The 17,960-nt window shown below is 66.0% G+C and carries 12 protein-coding genes; 5 read left to right on the plus strand and 7 right to left on the minus strand.

Annotated features, from left to right (window positions below):
* Positions 1 to 149: 149 nt before the first annotated feature.
* Positions 150 to 2,207 (minus strand): TonB-dependent receptor, encoded by a 2,058-nt coding sequence (locus tag NGM28_RS21060; protein WP_252091299.1) that lies wholly within the window; start codon positions 2,205 to 2,207, stop codon positions 150 to 152.
* A 237-nt stretch (positions 2,208 to 2,444) separates the two neighbouring features.
* Between NGM28_RS21060 and NGM28_RS21065 the strand changes: the two genes are divergently transcribed.
* Both NGM28_RS21065 and NGM28_RS21070 read left to right on the plus strand, forming a co-directional pair.
* Entirely contained in the window at positions 2,445 to 2,666 is a 222-nt protein-coding gene (locus tag NGM28_RS21065; protein ID WP_011532490.1) for a VF530 family protein, read from the plus strand.
* Entirely contained in the window at positions 2,666 to 3,298 is a 633-nt protein-coding gene (locus NGM28_RS21070; protein WP_240064686.1) for a Pr6Pr family membrane protein, read from the plus strand. The genes NGM28_RS21065 and NGM28_RS21070 overlap by 1 nt, the downstream gene beginning before the upstream one ends.
* A gap of 79 nt (positions 3,299 to 3,377) precedes the next feature.
* Here NGM28_RS21070 and NGM28_RS21075 read toward each other — a convergent pair whose 3' ends face one another.
* The 3 genes from NGM28_RS21075 to NGM28_RS21085 form a co-directional block, all read right to left on the minus strand.
* Positions 3,378 to 4,139, minus strand: a complete 762-nt coding sequence (locus NGM28_RS21075; RefSeq protein WP_252091300.1) for a siderophore-interacting protein — start codon at positions 4,137 to 4,139, stop codon at positions 3,378 to 3,380.
* Positions 4,136 to 4,678, minus strand: a complete 543-nt coding sequence (locus tag NGM28_RS21080) for a PadR family transcriptional regulator (RefSeq protein ID WP_240064688.1) — start codon at positions 4,676 to 4,678, stop codon at positions 4,136 to 4,138. Before NGM28_RS21080 ends, NGM28_RS21075 begins: the two co-directional genes overlap by 4 nt.
* A gap of 225 nt (positions 4,679 to 4,903) precedes the next feature.
* The gene (locus NGM28_RS21085; RefSeq protein WP_252091301.1) at positions 4,904 to 8,026 is read right to left on the minus strand and encodes a transglycosylase domain-containing protein; all 3,123 of its coding nucleotides are present in this window, start codon (positions 8,024 to 8,026) and stop codon (positions 4,904 to 4,906) included.
* Between the two features lie 426 nt (positions 8,027 to 8,452).
* On the opposite strand from NGM28_RS21085, the gene NGM28_RS21090 reads away from it, so the two are divergent.
* The gene (locus NGM28_RS21090) at positions 8,453 to 9,871 is read left to right on the plus strand and encodes an amino acid permease (RefSeq protein ID WP_240064690.1); all 1,419 of its coding nucleotides are present in this window, start codon (positions 8,453 to 8,455) and stop codon (positions 9,869 to 9,871) included.
* A 176-nt stretch (positions 9,872 to 10,047) separates the two neighbouring features.
* Here the strand turns inward: NGM28_RS21090 and NGM28_RS21095 are convergent, their stop codons facing one another.
* On the minus strand, positions 10,048 to 11,667 hold the full coding sequence (locus tag NGM28_RS21095) for an FMN-binding glutamate synthase family protein (protein ID WP_252091302.1): 1,620 nt from the start codon (positions 11,665 to 11,667) through the stop codon (positions 10,048 to 10,050).
* A 178-nt stretch (positions 11,668 to 11,845) separates the two neighbouring features.
* Between NGM28_RS21095 and NGM28_RS21100 the strand changes: the two genes are divergently transcribed.
* Entirely contained in the window at positions 11,846 to 12,103 is a 258-nt protein-coding gene (locus tag NGM28_RS21100) for a type B 50S ribosomal protein L31 (RefSeq protein ID WP_240064692.1), read from the plus strand.
* Positions 12,104 to 12,186: 83 nt separating this feature from the next.
* On the opposite strand, the gene NGM28_RS21105 is transcribed toward NGM28_RS21100, so the two are convergent.
* A complete protein-coding gene (locus NGM28_RS21105) occupies positions 12,187 to 16,461 on the minus strand; it encodes a DEAD/DEAH box helicase (RefSeq protein ID WP_252091303.1) in 4,275 nt (1,424 codons plus the stop codon).
* Positions 16,462 to 16,578: 117 nt separating this feature from the next.
* Here NGM28_RS21105 and NGM28_RS21110 point away from each other — a divergent pair, with 117 nt between their 5' ends.
* Positions 16,579 to 16,992: an NUDIX hydrolase gene (locus NGM28_RS21110; RefSeq protein ID WP_240064694.1), complete on the plus strand. Its 414-nt coding sequence runs from the start codon at positions 16,579 to 16,581 to the stop codon at positions 16,990 to 16,992.
* On the opposite strand, the gene metR is transcribed toward NGM28_RS21110, so the two are convergent.
* Complete coding sequence (gene metR, locus NGM28_RS21115; RefSeq protein ID WP_240064695.1) at positions 16,976 to 17,893, minus strand: transcriptional regulator MetR; 918 nt, start codon at positions 17,891 to 17,893, stop codon at positions 16,976 to 16,978. The genes NGM28_RS21110 and metR overlap by 17 nt on opposite strands.
* Positions 17,894 to 17,960 lie beyond the last annotated feature (67 nt).

A 17,960-nucleotide genomic window follows, 5' to 3' on the forward strand; every position in this document is an offset into this window, starting at 1 on the left:
CTGGCAGAAATGCCAGGTGAGTCCCCTGCGATTGCGTGCTAGGCCCCGTAGGAGCCGGCTTGCCGGCGAACACCGGCAGAGCCGGTGCCATGCAGCGCGTTGCCTGGGTTCGCCGGCAAGCCGGCTCCTACGGGGGGCGTGCCGTTCGCTCAGAATGTCGTGCGCAACCCCACCTCGACACTGCGGCCCGGTGCTGGCGCGATGTCCCGCAAGATCGAGCTGGCATAGCGCACCGTCTGGTCCGTCAGGTTCTCGCCGCGCACGAACGCCAGCCACTGGCTCTGGCCGACATCGAAGCGGTAGCCGACGCTGGCGCCCAGGGTGGTATAGCCGTCGGTGCTGGTCTCGTTGGCCGGTTTGCGATGCTGCGCCGAGGCATGCTGCACTTCGACTCGCGCCTGCCAGCGATCCCGCTCCCACACCAGCCCGCTGTTCAGGCGCAGCGGCGCGATGCGTGGCAGCGGCTCGCCGCTGTCGAGGTTCTTGGCCCGGGTGTAGTCGCCGGACAGTTCCAGGGCGAAGCTGCCATAGCGGTTCTCCAGCAGTTGCCAGCGGTCCTGGGCCTCGATGCCGTAGAAGCGCGCACGCACGCCCTGGTAGGCGTACTCGGGGAACTCGCCGTGGTCGTGGCCATGATCATGGTCGTGATCATGGTCCTCATCGCCATGGTCGTGGTCATGGCCGCCACGCAGGTTGCCGGTGCCGATCAAGCCGATGTAGTTGCGGAAGTGGCTGTAGAACACACCGACGCTGCCCTTGTGGGTGCCATTGTCGAAGCGCAGGGCCAAGTCGGCGGAGATCGCCTTCTCCTTGTTCAGGTTCGGGTCGCCCACTTCGTAGGCGCCGGTGGCCACGTGGGCGCCGTTGGCGTACAGCTCGTAGAAGGTCGGTGCGCGTTCGGTGTAGCCCAGGTTGGCCGCCAGTGCCCACACCGAATCGAGTTGGTACACCGCGCCGGAGGAGAGGCTGAAGGCGTTGAAGCTGCTGGCGCTGTCGGCACCGGCGAAGGTTTCGTTGCCCTTGGCGTCCGGGTCGACGCGGGTGTGTTCAAGGCGTGCGCCCAGGCTCAGGTTCAGGCGCTCGGTGGCCTGCCATTGCTCGAGCAGGAACAGCGCCAGGCTGTCGGTGTCGGTGTGCGGGACGAACGCTTCCTCGCCCAGGGCGGAGAATTCGTTGCGGCTGACCTGGGCGCCGATCACGCCTTCGACCGGACCAAGCGGCTGGTGGCGGGCCTCGATGCGTGCCTCATAGCCTTTGTTCTTGAAGGTGGTGTGTACTTCGCCGCTTTCGATCTCGCGATGCTGGTAATCGGTGTAGCCGGCATCGACCTTGACCGAGCTGAAGGGGCCTTCGAGGTCGCGCAGTTCAGAGGCAAAACCGTAGTGGTCCTGCTGCATGTCCAGGCGCACGCCGGGCTCGGCCACCGAACCGTAGTTGCTGTCATAGCGGCTGTAGGACAGGCCGGTGTAGCCATGCTCCCAATGGTAGGAACCGCCGATCGCGCCGCCGTCCTGGCGCCCGTCGCTGTTCTCCAGGCGATGCTTGCTGCCGGGTTCGTCGGCGTCGCGCACTTTCGAACTGCGGGCATAGCCGGGGATGCGCAGGTCGTTGAACTGGCGGCTGTTGGCATCCAGGTGCAAGGCGAATGCGCCATTGCCGGCCTCCAGCTTGCCGGCGCTGCTGCGGGTGGTGTCGGCGCCGCCATAGCGCAGTTCGCCGGCGCCATGGATACCGTCGATGGGCGAATCGGGGATGCGGTTGTCGAAGGTATTCACCACACCGCCGATGGCATTGCCGCCGTAAAGCAGGGCGGCCGGGCCGCGGACGATCTCGACCCGCTCGACGTTGACCGGGTCCAGGGGCACGGCGTGGTCGTAGGAGAGCGACGAGGCATCGAGCGCGCCGACGCCATTGCGCAGGATGCGGATGCGGTCGCCATCCAGGCCGCGGATCACCGGGCGGCTGGCGCCGGGGCCGAACCAGGTGGAGGCGACGCCGGGTTGCTTGTTGAGGGTCTCGCCGAGGCTGCCGTGCTGCTGTTGCAGCAGGCTGTCGCCTTCGAGGACGGTGCTCGGGGCGGCCAGTTGAGCATTGCCCAACGGGTTGGCGGTGATGACCTGGGGTTGCAGTTCGACCGCCTGGCTGGACGTGGAGGCCAGCCACAGCGCGGCGGCGAGGGGGGAGAGGCGCAGAGGGGAGCACAGCATGGGGAGTGACGTTCCTTGGCAGATAACGTTATTGTTACTTTATAACGTATCTATTTCAGCATAATGCTTTCTGTGCTCGCCAGTCATTTTCACCTGTAGGAGCGGATTTATCCGCGATGCGTCCACCGATGTACTGAGCAGGCTGCATGATCGAGCGCCGCTCGCGCGGCGCATCGCGGATGAATCCGCTCCTACACTTGTGTAATGTGCGCACCTTCCCGAACCTGGAGCATTGGCATGAGCACGGCCCAACACAACGCGCTGCACGGCAAGACCCTGGAGCAGATCCTCACCGAGCTGGTGGCGCACTACCAATGGCAGGGCCTGGCCGAGCGCATCGACATCCGCTGCTTCAAGAGCGACCCGACCATCAAGTCGAGCCTGACTTTCCTGCGCAAGACACCCTGGGCGCGGGAGAAGGTCGAGCAGCTGTATGTGAAGCTGCAGCGCAAAGGCTGATGCCGCGCCGCCCCTGGCTGACGCTGGCGGCCGTCCTGGGCTGGACGGGGCTGACGATCCAGCTGTACCTGGTGCTGCTGGCGCGGTGGCAGGAGCAGGCCAGCCTGGTGGGCGGGCTGGTCAATCTGTTCTGTTATTTCACCGTGCTCAGCAACACCCTGGTGGCCGCGGTGCTGAGCCATGCCGCGTTCGGCCGCGAGTCGGCGGCCAGGCGGTTTTTCCTTTCGGCGCCGGTCAGTTCATGCGTGGCCGCCAGCATCGTGCTGGTGGCGCTGGCCTACAGCCTGTTGCTGCGGCACCTGTGGCAGCCCGAGGGCTGGCAGTGGCTGGCGGACGAACTGCTGCACGATGTGATGCCGGTGCTGTTTGTCCTGTACTGGTGGTTCGAGGTGCCCAAGGGGCGTTTGCGGCTTTGGCACCTGGCGGCGTGGGCGTTGTACCCGGCGTTGTACTTCGGGTTCGTCTTGCTGCGTGGCCATGAGATCGGGGTGTATCCGTACCCGTTCGTCGATGTGGCGCGCTTGGGGTATGGGCAGGTGCTGCTCAATGCTTTGGCGGTGCTGGCGGGGTTCTGGGGGATCGGGTTGGTGCTGCTGGGTCTGGATCGCTGGCGCCGCGCCGCTGACCTGTAGGAGCCAGCTTGCTGGCGAACCGGACACCTCGGTTGCAACGGTTCGCCAGCAAGCTGGCTCCCACAGATGGGCGAGGTGTTTATTCGTCCTCGGCGGTGCCATCAGCTCGCCAATAAGCGGCGGCTTTGAGGGCGTCTTCCGGCACACCTTTTTCCAGCAACAATGCCTTGGCCTGGCGGGTCAGCGCCTTCTCCAGCGCTACCCAGCCATACAGCCGGCCCTGTGGCAGCGCCAGGTGGCGCACCCGCTCCAGCAGGTCTTCCTCGTGTCGGCGCACCCAGATCACCTCGACCTGCGCCTTGCTCACCAGCGGTTGGCGTTCCTGCTCATCCTCGATCTGGATCACCGCCAGCACCTGTCGGCCCGCCGGCAATGCTTCCAGGCGCCGGGCGATCGCCGGGATCGCCGTTTCATCGCCGATCAACAGGTAGCTGTCGAAAATGTCCGGCACCACCATCGAGGCCCGGGGGCCGGCGATGTCCAGGGTTTGTCCGGGCTTCGCCTGGGCCGCCCAGGTGGAGGCCGGGCCGTCGCCATGCAGGACGAAATCGATGTCCAGTTCATTGCCTGCCAGGTCGATGCGCCGTGGCGTGTACTCGCGCATGGTCGGCCGGGCGCCGCCGTCGCGGCCAAGGCTACGGGCGTCGATGGCCTGCTGCTCTTCAGGCGTGGCGGCGAACAGCAGCTTGATGTGGTCGTCGCTGCCGATGCTGGCGAAGCCCGCCAGCTCCGGCCCACCGAGGGTGATCCGGCGCATGCGCGGGGTGAGGTCGGTGACCCGCAGCACCTGCAGGTGGCGCTGGCGGATCTCGTGGTTGACGCGGTGGATGGTGTCGCTCATGGGGTGTTCTCCATAACGGTCGCGGCCGGCCCGGAGGCGATGGCCTTGGCGGTGTCGTTGAGCAGGGTGCGGACCCGCTCGATCTCTTCGGGCGTCCAGCGGCCGCTGTGCATGTGCAGGGCGTGGCGCAGGTTGCCCACGGCTTCGTGGATTTCCGGCGGGCGGTCATGGCCGCGCAGGGCGCGTTTGCTGACTTCGATGCGCATGCGCACGCCGTCGAGGGCCACGGCTTGCTCGGCGAGGGCCGTACGGCCGGCGTCGGTGATGGCGTAGAGGCGCTTGCTGCCCTGGATCTGGCCGGTGACCAGCTCGGCTTCCTCGAGGTAGCTGAGGGTCGGGTAGATCACCCCGGGGCTGGGGCTGTAGCTGCCGTCGAACAGGCTTTCGATCTGGCGGATCAGGTCGTAGCCGTGGCCGGGCTGGTCGGCCAGCATCGACAGCATCAGCAGTTTCAGGTCGCCGGGGGCGAAGACCCGCGGGCCGCGCTCGCCCCGGCCGGGGCGGCGTTCGAAGGGATCGTGGGGGGCGTGGTCGCGCATGGTGTTGGGGGCTCTGTCTGATTAGATATATCGAAAGATATTACTCAAGATATATCTAAAGACAAGTCCTAAAATGCGGATGATTATCATCTAAAAAGCTGTTCGATCTGTGCTGCTGGGTCTACAACCCCCCTGTAGGAGCCAGCGTTGCTGGCGAACCGCGCCCCATCGCATTCCGAGGCATGCAACGGTTCGCCGGCAAGCCGGCTCCTACAGGGACATGGCTCAAGGTTGTGCCGCTGCCACCTGCGGGGCCTTGCAGGCATTGGGGTTACCGGGCTCCAGGTAGGGCATGAGGATCGGCGCCATGCCCTTGAGCACCTGCACCGGCAGTGCCGAGGTAAAGGTGAAGGCCTCGGCGCTGCGGCCGGGGACGAAGGCGGTGAGGGTGCCGAAGTGGTTGTCGCCCAGGTAGAACACGAAGGTCGCGGTGCGGTTCAGCGAGCGCGAACCGATCAGCCGGCCGCCGGCGCCGAAGCTCTCGATGCGGTTGTCGCCGGTGCCGGTCTTGCCACCCATCACCAGTGGCGTGCCATCGTGCAACTTGAAGCTGCCGGAGATGCGTCGCGCGGTACCGGCGTCGACCACTTGCGACATGGCGCCCTTGAGCGCCCGGGCGACCTCGACCGGGAGAATCCGCTGGCCACGGTCCGGGTCGCTGATCAGTTGGGTTTCATACGGAGTGCCCTGGGCAAAGTGCAGGGTGTCGATGCGCAGCGTCGGCAGGCGCACGCCGTCGTTCTGAATGATCCCGACCAGCTCGGACAACGCGGCGGGGCGGTCGCCGGAGCTGCCGATGGCGGTGGCCAGCGACGGCACCAGGTGGTCGAACGGGTAGCCCACGCGCTTCCAGCGCTGGTGGATGTCGGTGAATGCCTCGATCTCGACCATGGTGCGGATGCGGCTGTCGCGGGCGCCCTGGTGGCGGCTCTTGAACAACCAGCTGTACACCTCCTGGCGCTCGAAGCGGCTGGCGTTGAGGGTGTCCTTGAGCGAGGCGCCGGGGTTTTTCAGCAGGTAGCCGAGCATCCACAGGTCCAGCGGGTGGACCTTGGCGATATAGCCCTGGTCGGGCAGGTCGTACTTGCCTGGGCCGTAGGCCTCGTACATTTCCACCAGGCGGCTGTCGGTGAGCTTGGCCATGGCGATCTTGTCGCCCTTGCTGTGGGCGCGCACGAAGGCGTTGAAGGTCTCCTGCCCGGCCTCGGGGAACAGGTAGCGGTGCACGGCGGCGAGGCGCTGCGGAGTGACGCGCAGGCTGTCGAGGAAAGTGTCCAGGCGCTGCTGGGAGGTCTTGCGCTGGTACTTCTTCCAGAACCGCATCATGTAGTTGGTGCCTTCGCGATCGGCGAAGCGGGCCAGGTACTCCTGGCGCCGCGGGTCGCTGTCATCCCTGAGCAGCGGTTCCCGGTTGAACGGCTGCTGGTAGGTGACGTAGCGCACCAGGTCGCGCATCAGGCGGATGAAGGGCAGGTTGATCGATTCGCGCAGGGCATCCTTGAGCGTCGGGTTGCGGTTGTTGTCTTCCTTGCGGAAGTTGTTGAACACATGCATGCCGCCGCCCGTGAAGAACGCCTCGCCAGTGTTGGCCGAGTATTTGCGCTCCAGCGCCGCGTCGAGCATGGCGTCCAGGCTCTGGTTCTTGCTGTTCTGCATCAGCCATTCCAGCGACCATTGGGTGATGCGGTCGAGTTCGGCCACCGGCACTTTCTTCAATTCGGCGGCGGGCTTGCCGGCGTACTTGTCGTGCAGCTCGGCGATGATCTCCAGGTAAGTGGTGAGCACCCGCAGCTTGGCGGTGGAGCCCAGCTCCAGCTTGCTGCCTTCGTTGATGTCGAAGGGCTGGTTGGTGCTGTCTGTCTGCACCCGCACCCGCGAGCCATCGGCGGTGCGCTCGAACAGGGTGAAGCTGTAGCTCACCTGGTCGGTGGTCTTGCTGGTCAGCAGGCGTTCGCCGATCAGCCCCATCTGCGCGGCGAAGGCTGGGTCGGCGAGGTTCTTCAGGTACTGGCTGACCTGCACGTTCAGGTCGGCCTGCAGCGTGCTGGTGGCCGACAGGTCAAGGCGGTCGAGGTCGTACAGCGGGCGGTTGAGCATGGCCGCCATGCGGTTGCGCGCCAGGCTGATGCCCTTGTTGGTGATGATTGGCACGATGGTCGGCTGAGCCACCCAGTCGCGGTAGATCGCCTTGCTGGCCAGTGCCGCGTCGGCCAGGGGGCGGTCGATGATGCCGTTGGCGGCCAGCACGCGGATGTGCGAATCGGTGAGCTCGGCCAGTTCGATGCGGCCCTTGGACAGGTAATGCGAGGGGCGGCGCTGGGCGATCATCAGCGACAGTACCTGGCGCAGGGCCAGGCCGCGTTCGGCCATGCTCTTCTCGTCGGTCGTGGTGGCCACCAACGCCTGGTTGACCTGGTCGAAATCGGCGCCGTACCACACCCGCAGCCCCTCGGCCATGCCGTGCACCTCGCCATGCCCGGGCACCGCCGACAGCGGCACGCTGTTGAGGTAGTCGCGCACGATGCGTTCACGCGCCTCGGTGGTGTCCGGCCCGCCCTGGTAGGCGCGCACGCTGGCGGAGATCATCTGGCGAATCTTCTCGGCGCCGGACACGGTCAGCCCGTCGGGTGAGTGGCGGTATTTTTCCAGTTGCGTCGCCAGGGTGCTGCCACCGGCCGACTGGCCGGGCAGGGCCAGGTACTTGGCCACCTGGCTGTAGGCGGCCTTGGCGAAGCGTGGCCAGTCCACCGCCGGGTTGTTCTGCGGGTCCTTCGGGTCGAGCAGCTCGCGGTTCTCGATGAACAGCAGGCTGTTGACCATCACCGGCGGGATCGCGGCGAAGTTCGGGTACAGGTGTTGCGGGTAGTTGTACTGGTAGAGCATGTCGCCACGGCAGTCGGTGATCGACAGGCCGGCCTGGATCTTCTCCACATAGGGTACGAACAGCCCATGGTCGGTGTAGTTCATCAAGGCGGGCGAGAAGCGTACCTGCTGGTTGATCAGGTAGTCGCGCTTGAGCAGCCGCGGCAGGAACTCGCCCAGCGCGCTGTAGCCCAGGCGCTTGTCGAACGGGCCGTCGCCGGGGTAGACGATGGCGTCGCTGGGGCCGGGCTCGAGCTGGTAGGTGAGGGTGCTGGCCAGCTTGCTGAACTCGCGCGATTGCAGGCGCGAGGTCTGGATCTCGTCCCAGGCGGCGAAGCCCACGGCCACCATGGCCACGATCAGGATAAGCAGGATCAGCCGCCACCACAGGCGGCGCTGGCGGGGGGATTTTTGCAAAGGGGCTTCAGCCTGGGGTGCCTTGGGTGCTTCCGTTCTGGTTGGTTCCGATTGCCACAGTGCGCCCATAGTCTTGAGTCCGGCCAGGTATTTTCGTCTTGCTTGTCTGAAGCTTAGACAATGGCCGGAGTTGGTGAAAAATTTGTGGGAAGCCTCGAAAAAGCAGTGCAGACATGCGCCTTTGGTGTGACTTCCATTCTTCGGCAATGTTGCTATGGTATCGGCCCCATTCCTGCGAATGGGTGGAACGAGACGAAGATGCCACTCCGTTCGAGGCTTTTTGCCTGAGGAGTCTCGCCAAATTTCCTGCTGTATATAGTGAAAAGCCCTGCAAATGGCTTCCTATACTGCTCGACCCCTTCGCCCTGCCGGCGCCTGACGCGCACGGTGGGCGGGCCGGCCCACAAGGCTGCCCGGCAAGACGACGCCCCGCCTATCGGCGTGGCCGGTGCCGCACGAAGGTCAAATCCAATAACAAAATGAGGTTGTATTGCTATGCCAGTCGGCAACCATCCTGCCCATGGCGAGACCGCCCAGGGCGGCCCGCTCAAGCGTGAACTGGGCGAACGGCACATCCGCCTGATGGCCCTCGGTGCCTGTATCGGCGTCGGGCTGTTCCTCGGTTCGGCCAAGGCCATCGAAATGGCCGGCCCTGCCATCATGCTCTCCTACATCATCGGTGGCCTGGCCATCCTGGTGATCATGCGCGCCCTCGGCGAGATGGCCGTGCACAACCCGGTCGCCGGCTCCTTCAGCCGCTATGCGCAAGACTACCTTGGCCCGTTGGCGGGCTTTCTCACCGGCTGGAACTACTGGTTCCTGTGGCTGGTGACCTGTGTCGCCGAAATCACCGCGGTGGCCATCTACATGGGCATCTGGTTCCCCGACGTGCCACGCTGGATCTGGGCGCTGATGGCCCTGGGCAGCATGGGCGCGATCAACCTGATCGCGGTCAAGGCGTTCGGCGAGTTCGAATTCTGGTTCGCCCTGATCAAGATCGTCACCATCATCGCCATGGTGCTCGGTGGCATCGGCATCATCGCCTTCGGCTTCGGTAACGATGGCGTGGCCATGGGCATCTCCAACCTGTGGAGCAACGGCGGCTTCATGCCCAACGGCGTGACCGGCGTGCTGATGTCGCTGCAGATGGTGATGTTCGCCTACCTGGGCGTGGAGATGATCGGCCTGACCGCCGGCGAAGCGCGCAACCCGCAGAAGACCATCCCCCAGGCCATCGGCTCGGTGTTCTGGCGCATCCTGCTGTTCTACGTGGGCGCGCTGTTCGTGATCCTGTCGATCTACCCGTGGAGCGAGATCGGCAGCCAGGGCAGCCCGTTCGTGATGACCTTCGAGCGCCTGGGGATCAAGACCGCCGCAGGTATCATCAACTTCGTGGTGATCACCGCCGCGCTGTCGTCGTGCAACGGCGGCATCTTCAGCACCGGGCGCATGCTCTACAGCCTGGCGCAGAACGGCCAGGCCCCGGCCGCCTTTGCCCGTACCTCCAAGAGCGGTGTGCCACGCAATGCGCTGCTGCTGTCGATCGGCGCGCTGCTGCTGGGCGTGCTGGCCAACTACCTGGTGCCGGAGAAGGTGTTCGTCTGGGTGACCTCGATCGCCACTTTCGGCGCGATCTGGACCTGGGTGATGATCCTGCTGGCGCAGCTGAGGTTCCGCGCAGGGTTGTCCACTGCCGAGCGCAACGCGCTGAAGTACCGCATGTGGCTGTGGCCGCTGAGCTCGTACCTGGCGCTGGCGTTCCTGGTGCTGGTGGTGGGCTTGATGGCGTACTTCGAGGATACCCGCGTGGCCCTGTACATCGGCCCGGCGTTCCTGGTGCTGCTGACGGCGCTGTACTACAGCTTCCGCCTGGCGCCGAAAGAGGCGCAAAGTGTGGCGAGTACCGCCTCCTGAAGAACGAAGCCCCGGCCAGTGCCGGGGCTTCGTTTTTGGGGCAATGATCGCGGAAGCTTGCCCTCTGTAGGAGCCAGCCTTGCTGGCGAACCAGGCGCCGCGGTGAATGGCCCTGGCTGCGCCGGTGTTCGCCGGCAAGGCCGGCTCCTACAGCGATCTGTTGAAACAAAATACCATCAGGCCGCCGCTTCGCTGTGCGGCTCGAAACTGTCCGCCCGCGCCAACTGCCACATCCGCGAATAGAACTGCCCGTTCACCTCGCCGGTCAGCAACTCCCCCGGCTTGAGGAACACATGCATCTGTGAGAACAGCTTGATCTCGGTCGCCGAGATCCGCCGTACCAGGTGCTTGGCCTCCAGCTGCGCGGGATGCTCCAGGCCCGCCGCGGCCAGCATCTCGGCCAGCGCACGCAAGGTGTTGTGGTGGAAGTTGAGCACCCGCTGGGCTTTGTCCGGCACCACCAGCGCGCGCTGGCGCAGGGCGTCCTGGGTGGCGACGCCGGTCGGGCACTTGTTGGTGTGGCAGCTCTGCGACTGGATGCAGCCGATGGCGAACATGAAGCCGCGCGCCGAGTTGGCCCAGTCGGCGCCGATGGCCAGCACGCTGGCGATGTCGAAGGCGCTGACGATCTTGCCGCTGGCCCCCAGCTTGATCTTGTCGCGCAGGTTCAGCCCCACCAGGGTGTTGTGCACGAACAGCAGGCCCTCGCGCAGCGGCACGCCGATATGGTCGGTGAACTCCACCGGCGCGGCGCCCGTGCCGCCTTCCTTGCCGTCGACGACGATGAAGTCGGGCAGGATGCCGGTCTCCAGCATGGCCTTGGCGATGCCCATGAACTCCCACGGGTGGCCCAGGCAGAACTTGAAGCCCACTGGCTTGCCGCCGGACAGCTCGCGCAGTTGGGCGATGAACTGCATCATCTCGATGGGGTTGGAGAACGCGCTGTGGCGTGATGGCGAGATGCAGTCTTCGCCCATCAACACGCCACGGGTCTCGGCGATCTCCTTCGTGACCTTGTGCTTGGGCAGGATGCCGCCATGGCCAGGTTTGGCGCCCTGGCTCATCTTGATTTCGATCATGCGCACTTGCGGGGTTTGCGCCTGGGCAGCGAAGCGCTCGGGGTCGAAGCGCCCGTCGGGGGTACGGCAACCGAAATAGCCACTGCCCAGCTCCCACACCAGGTCGCCGCCGTGTTCACGGTGGTAGGGGCTGATGCTGCCTTCGCCGGTGTCGTGGTGGAAGTTGCCCAGCTTGGCCCCCTGGTTGAGGGCGCGGATGGCGTTGGCGCTGAGCGAGCCGAAGCTCATCGCCGAAATATTGAAGATCGAGGCGGAATACGGCTGGGTGCACTGCGGGCCACCGACGGTGACGCGGAAGCTCGCCGGGTCGGCCAGTGGCGCCGGGCGCATCGAATGGCCGATGAACTCGAAGCCCGACTCGTACACATCGATCAGCGTGCCGAAGGGCTTGTCCGAGGCTTCGTTCTTGGCCCGGGCGTACACCAGCGAGCGCTGGGCGCGGGAGAAGGGCAGGGCGTCGCTGTCTGCTTCCAGCAGGTACTGGCGGATTTCCGGGCGGATGCCTTCCACCAGGTAGCGGATATTGCCGAGGATCGGGTAGTTGCGGCGTACTGCGTGGCGCTGTTGCAGCAGGTCGAACACGCCGATCAGGCTGAGTACCCCGGTGGCCAAAGTGAAGGGCCACAGCCAGTCGTGCTCGAGGAATGGCAGGCTGGCGAGGGTGAACAGCACGCAGGCGGCGAAGAAGGCGTAGCGACTGAGAAGTGACAGGCTCATACGGGTTCCTTGCGGATGGCTCGGTCAGGCTCAGGGCCTGGCAAGGCCCGACCATAGCCCGGTTGGGCGACGCATTGCCAGTTTCGAGGGGGGCGCGAATATGAAAAATCGGGTATCGAAAATCATTCGCAATATAGTATGTTATAAAGTATCAATTCGACTCCGAGGAGGCTCCACCATGAAAGCAGGCATCCATCCTACCTATCGTCCCGTGCTGTTCCACGACACCGCCGCCGATGTCTACTTCCTGATCGGCTCGACCGTCGACACCGATCGCACCCAGGTGCACAGCGATGGCCAGACCTACCCCTATGTGGCGTTGGATGTGTCCAGTGCCTCGCACCCTGTGTACACCGGGCAGCAACGCAAGACCACGGTGGAAGGGCGTGTCGCCGGGTTCAACAAGCGCTTTGCCGGCTTCCAGGCCACGCGCTGAACCTGTAGGAGCGGCTTTAGCCGCGAATCAGGCGGCGCGGTGTGTGGCACTCGCTTTGCGGGTGATCGCGGCTGAAGCCGCTCCTACAGGGGCGGCGCCTGGCGCAGCAGGTGTTGATGCCATTGTGCTTGCTCGGTTGCCGGCGCTTCGACCAGATACTGGTATTGGCCCGCTACCCGGCTGGCCACCGCCACGCCATCCCGATAGAGCAAGCGATTGCCTCCCACCGCCGGCACCTTGCTCCCCGGCAACAGACCCCCGACCAGGTTCAACGGGTCGCAGGCACTGACCATCACCAGCGCGCCATCCACTGCCCGCCTGCGCACCTGTCGCAACAACCCCACAGCCTCCGGCAACGCGAACTGCTCGCCGGCCAACCCGGCGATAAAGCGCCCGCCGCGAATCTCACCACGAGCCTCCAGCCGGTGATAACAGCGCAGCAATTCACGCCAGGGCGGCAGCACATCGCTTTCACGTTCCAGCAAACGCCAGCACACCACGCCATAGCGACGCAGCAGGCTGCGCGCCACATGTTCAAGGCGCTGGCTTTCGTCCACCGAGGCTGCACTCCGACGCAACAAGGCCCAGCGCCCGGCGTGGGCCATGCTGCTGGACAGGGGCGGATGCCCGCGACGGCTGTTGCGTGGGCTGCGCTTGGCCGCCGGTGTGATCAGGCTGCGCAGGCCACTGAAACCATCGGCGCTGGCCAGCCCGGCACCTACCAGCTCCTGCAGGGCCGCCTCAAGCTCAGTGGGTAGCAGATGAGCCTCATGGGCCAGTTCGTCGAAGAACAGAGCGCCCTGTTCTTGCAAGGTTTGCAGTACCCGTTGCGCCCGTGAACCCAGTTGATCGGGATCGGCTGTCGGAGCCAGGCTGCGCCACAGCCCGAGGTGCTCGCGCGGCAACAGCACCAGCGGCGTGCTGCCCAGGGTGGTGGCCGAGGCCGTGGTCGCCAGCCGGCTCCACGCCCACTGGCCGCTGCGACAGGCATCGTCCAGCCAGTGTGGGCTGTAGTCCTTGATCCGTGCCGGCAGCAGCTCGGCTTCCCAGGTTGCGGCGGCGCACGGGTAGCCCTGCAGTTGGCCCAGCACTTCATCGACTGCCTGGGGGCCGCGCAGACGAGTTTCACCCGCCAGGTGCTGCCAGTCGAACAGAAACCGCATGAAGTCCTGCAGGCTCACCAGCTCGATTTCCCGGCGCAGGCGCTTGACCGTGTAGCGGTGGATACGTGCGAGCAGGTGCCGCTCGCACCATTGCAGTTCGCCTTGGCCAGGGCTGAAGTGACCACGCAACACGTAGCCTTCGCCTTCCAGGCGAGCGAGGGCTTGCTCGCAGTCGCCGGGTGCCAGCCCCAGTGGTGCACTGATCTGTGCCAGGGTCAGCGGGCCGAAACCGCTCAAGCGCGCGCGCAGCAGTTCAGCCAATGCGCTGTCTGGCGTGTAGTGCTGGTCAAAGCCTGGCAGCAGTGGCAGGCAGGGTTGAGGTTGGGTGGCGGGATACAGCGGCATGACCAGGCTCTGACGCTCGCGGGCAAGCCACAGGTGTTGCAAGCGGCAGGCGCGTCCGCTCTTGCAGAGCGCTTCCAGCAAGGTGTTCCATCCAGGGTTGGCCTGTTCCTCGGTTTGGCTGATCACCCCCAGGCTCATCAGCGCCTCATGCATTTCATCGGCATTGACCGGTTGCGGCCAGGCTTCGGCCTGCACGGCGACGATGGCGTCGGCGTCCAGCGCGCCGAGATCGTCGCGGCTGCTCACTTCGTTCCAGCGCCGGTTGAGTACCGCCTGGGTGCGCCGCTCTTCCAGCGGGGCATCGTCGAGGAAGGTGTAGGGGCGGGCGTTGAGGATCGCCGAGGCCAGCGGCGAGGGGGCCGGCAGGTCGCGGCTGAGCAGGCGCACCTGGCCGGCCTCCATGCGCCGCAGCAGGGCCAGCCAGCCTTCGCTGTCCATGGCCTCGTGCAGGCAGTCGTCGAGGGTCTGTTCGACCAGTGGATGGTCGGGGATCTGCCGCTCGCCGACGATATTCTCCAGGCAGGCGATCTGGTCGGGGAACACTGCAGCCACCAAGTCCTCGCTCTTCATCCGCTGGATCTGCGGCGCGACCTTGCGTCCGCCCACGTAGCGCGGCAAGGCCAGGGCCACCGCCGCGTTCCAGCGCCAGCGCACGCCGAACAGCGGGGCGTCGAGCAGGGCCTGGACCAGGATCGGTTCTGCCGTGCGGCTGTTGAGGTAGCGCCATACCTCATCCAGCGCGAAGCTGTGGCTGGTGGACAGCGACAGTACGATGGCGTCTTCGCTGGCCGCCGCCTGCAGTTCGAAGTTGAAGGTGCGGCAGAAGCGCTTGCGCAGGGCCAGGCCCCAGGCGCGGTTGATTCGGCTGCCGTAGGGTGAGTGGATGATCAGCTGGGTGCCGCCGGACTCATCGAAGAAGCGTTCCATCACCAGGGTCTGCTGCGAGGGCAGGGCACCCAGCACCTGCCAGGTGCGACCGAGGTAGTCGAGCAGTTGGCGGGCACAGTCTTCGTCCAGTACATAGTCGGCTTGCAACCAGGCGAGCACCTGGTCGGTACCCCCCTGTTGCAGATGCGCGTCGATCCGTGCCTGCAGGCGTGCCACGGCGGCGGACAGTTCATCGCTACGCCCGGGCGCCTCGCCCAGCCAGAAGGGGATGGTCGGCGGCAGGCCATGGGCATCCTCCACACGCACACGCCCGGGTTCGACCCGCAGGATGCGGTAGGACGCATTGCCCAACTGGAAGATATCGCCGGCAATGCTCTCTATCGCGAAGTCCTCGTTGACGCTGCCGATGTTCAGCGCCTGGGGTTCCAGCAGCACCGCGTAGTCGGCGGTCTCCGGGATGGTGCCGCCGCTGGTCAATGCGGTCAGCTGGCTGCCCCGGCGCCCGCGCAGCGTGCCGCTCACCGCGTCGCGGTGCAGGTAGGCGCTACGTACGCCCTGGCGTCCGTTGTAGCCTTCGGCGAGCATGCGCAGCAGGGCCTGGTAATGGCGCGCGTCGAGGTCGGTGTAAGGCGTGGCCTGGCGCAACAGGTCGAACAGCGCCGCCTCGGCCCAGGGTTGATTGCTGACTTCGGCGACGATCTGCTGGGCCAGTACATCCAGCGGTGCGTGCGGGACATGCAGCGCGTCCAGTTCACCCAGGCGCACGCAGTCGAGCAGTGCCACGCATTCGATCAGCTCGTCGCGCGAGGTGGGGAACAGGCGCCCCTTGGGCACGCCGTCGACCTGGTGGCCGGAGCGCCCGACCCGTTGCAGCAGCGCGGCGATCGACCCGGGCGAGGCGATCTGGCAGACCAGGTCGACCTCGCCGATATCGATGCCCAGCTCCAGCGAGGCGGTGGCCACCAGCACCTGCAACTCACCGGCCTTGAGCCGTTGTTCGGCAGCCAGCCGATGTTCCTTGGCCAGGCTACCGTGGTGCGCGGCCACGGCGTCGTTGCCCAGGCGCTCACCCAGATGGCGGGTCAGGCGCTCGGCCAGGCGCCGGGTGTTGACGAACACCAGGGTGGTGCGGTGCTCGCGGGCCAGGGCGGCGAGGCGGTCGTAGACCAGGTTCCAGACATCGGTGGCCATCACTGCGCCCAGCGGTACCGGTGGCACCTCCAGGGCCAGGTCGCGATGACGGACATGGCCGATATCGACGATGGCGCAAGGGCGTTCGTGCCCCACCAGGAACCTGGCCACGTGCTCTACCGGGCGCTGGGTGGCGGACAGGCCGATGCGCCGCAATGGCCGCCCGGCCAGCGCCTGCAGGCGCTCCAGGCTCAGTGCCAGGTGGCAGCCGCGCTTGTTGCCGGCCAGGGCGTGGATCTCGTCGACGATCACCGTGTGCACGCTGGCCAGACCCTGGCGGCCGGATTCAGAGCCAAGGAGCACGTACAACGACTCCGGTGTGGTCACCAGGATGTGCGGTGCCCGCTTGCGCATGGCGGCGCGTTCTTTCTGCGGGGTGTCGCCGGTGCGCACGGCGGTGGTGATGCGTGGCACTTTCAGGCCGAGTTGTTCGAGGCGCTGGCTGATCCCTTCAAGCGGTGCCTCGAGGTTCAGGTGGATGTCGTTGGACAGCGCCTTGAGCGGCGAGACGTACACCACCTGGGTTTGCGCCGGCAGTTCGCCGCCGTTCGCCAGGCCCTGGCGGAACAGTTCGTCGAGCACGGCGAGAAAGGCGCTCAAGGTCTTGCCCGAGCCGGTAGGTGCGGCAAGCAGCATCGACTGGTCACCGTGGATCAACGGCCAGGCGCCGGCCTGGGCTTCGGTGACCGTGGTGAAACGTTGGCGAAACCAGGTGGCGACGGCCGGGTGGAACAGCTCGAGCACCGGGTGTGGGTGGGCTGGCAGGTTCATGGGTTGGTTATGGCGGGGCGAGGGCGGATTGGCAAGGGGCCGTTCGTCTGCCTGTTGCGGCCCCTTCGCGGGTGATCTGCGTTATTCTCTGCGCCCTCGTTCGTCCAGGAGCCCCTCATGCCCAAGACTATCCGCATCGCCGCCGCCCTGCTGATCGACCCGCAAGGCCGCACGCTGTTGGTGCGCAAGCGTGGCACCCAGGCGTTCATGCAGCCGGGCGGCAAGATCGATGCGGGCGAATTGCCGGCCCAGGCGCTGGTGCGTGAGCTGCATGAAGAACTGGGGCTGCGGGTCGACCCCGACCAGGCCGTGCACCTGGGCCGCTTCAGCGCGCCGGCGGCCAACGAACCCGGTTTCGTCGTCCAGGCCGAGCTGTTCCGCGTCGACAGCGCCGAGGCCGTGGCCCCGGCGGCGGAAATCGAGGAAGTGCTGTGGCTGGCCGCGAACCAGGCGCCGGACCTGAACCTGGCCCCCCTGACCCGCGACCTGATCCTGCCGCTATGGCGCGAAGGCCTCAACGTACCGCGCTGACGCCGTCCAGGGTGGCGAACGAAGTGTCCTTGGCGGTCAGCAGGAAGTCGCGCATGTACGGCGCATCGAGCATGTCGGTGCGCACCGCCGCGTAGAGCGTGGCGAACAGCCCTTTCTCGCCCAGGCGCTTGCCCTTCACATAGCCCCGCGAGCTGTACTCGTGCAGTGCCCAGTGCGGCATGCCGCACACGCCGCGGCCGCTGGCCACCAGCTGCATCATCATCACCGTCAGCTCCGAGGTGCGCACCGCGGCCGGCTCGATGTCGGCCGGCTCCAGGAAGCGGGTGAAGATGTCCAGGCGGTCGCGTTCCACCGGGTAGGTGATCAGGGTCTGGTCGAGCAGGTCCTGAGGCACGATGCAGGGTTTGCTGGCCAGTGGATGCTGGTTGGCCACGGCGAGCATGGCTTCATAGGTGAACAGGGGCACGTAGGTGATGCCGGACAGGTCCACCGGGTCGGAGGTCACCACCAGGTCCAGGTCGCCCCGGGCCAGCGCCGGCAACGGGGCGAAGGCGAAGCCCGAGGCCAGGTCCAGCTCGACTTCCGGCCAGGCGTCGCGGAACTGGTCGATGGTCGGCATCAGCCACTGGAAGCAGCTGTGGCATTCGATGGCCATGTGCAGACGCCCGGCAGTGCCGCCCGCCAGGCGCGCGATGTCGCGTTCGGCGCCGCGCAGCAGTGGCAGGGTGGCGTCGGCCAGTTGCAAAAGACGCAGGCCGGCACTGGTGAAGCGGATCGGTTTGGTCTTGCGCACGAACAACGGCAGGCCCAGGCGCTCCTCCAGCTCCTTGAACTGGTGCGACAACGCCGACTGCGTGAGGTGCAGGCGTTCGGCGGCCTCCACCAGGCTGTCGGCCTCGCGCAGGGCATGAAGGGTTTTCAGGTGGCGGATTTCCAGCACAACGGCTCCGTGAACAATCTTTGAGGGAAAACAGGGTGGCGTTGAGTTTCCCTCATGTTCACCCGAG

The sequence above is a fragment of the Pseudomonas sp. MWU13-3659 genome, from assembly GCF_023757525.1.
Lineage (GTDB): Bacteria > Pseudomonadota > Gammaproteobacteria > Pseudomonadales > Pseudomonadaceae > Aquipseudomonas > Aquipseudomonas entomophila_E.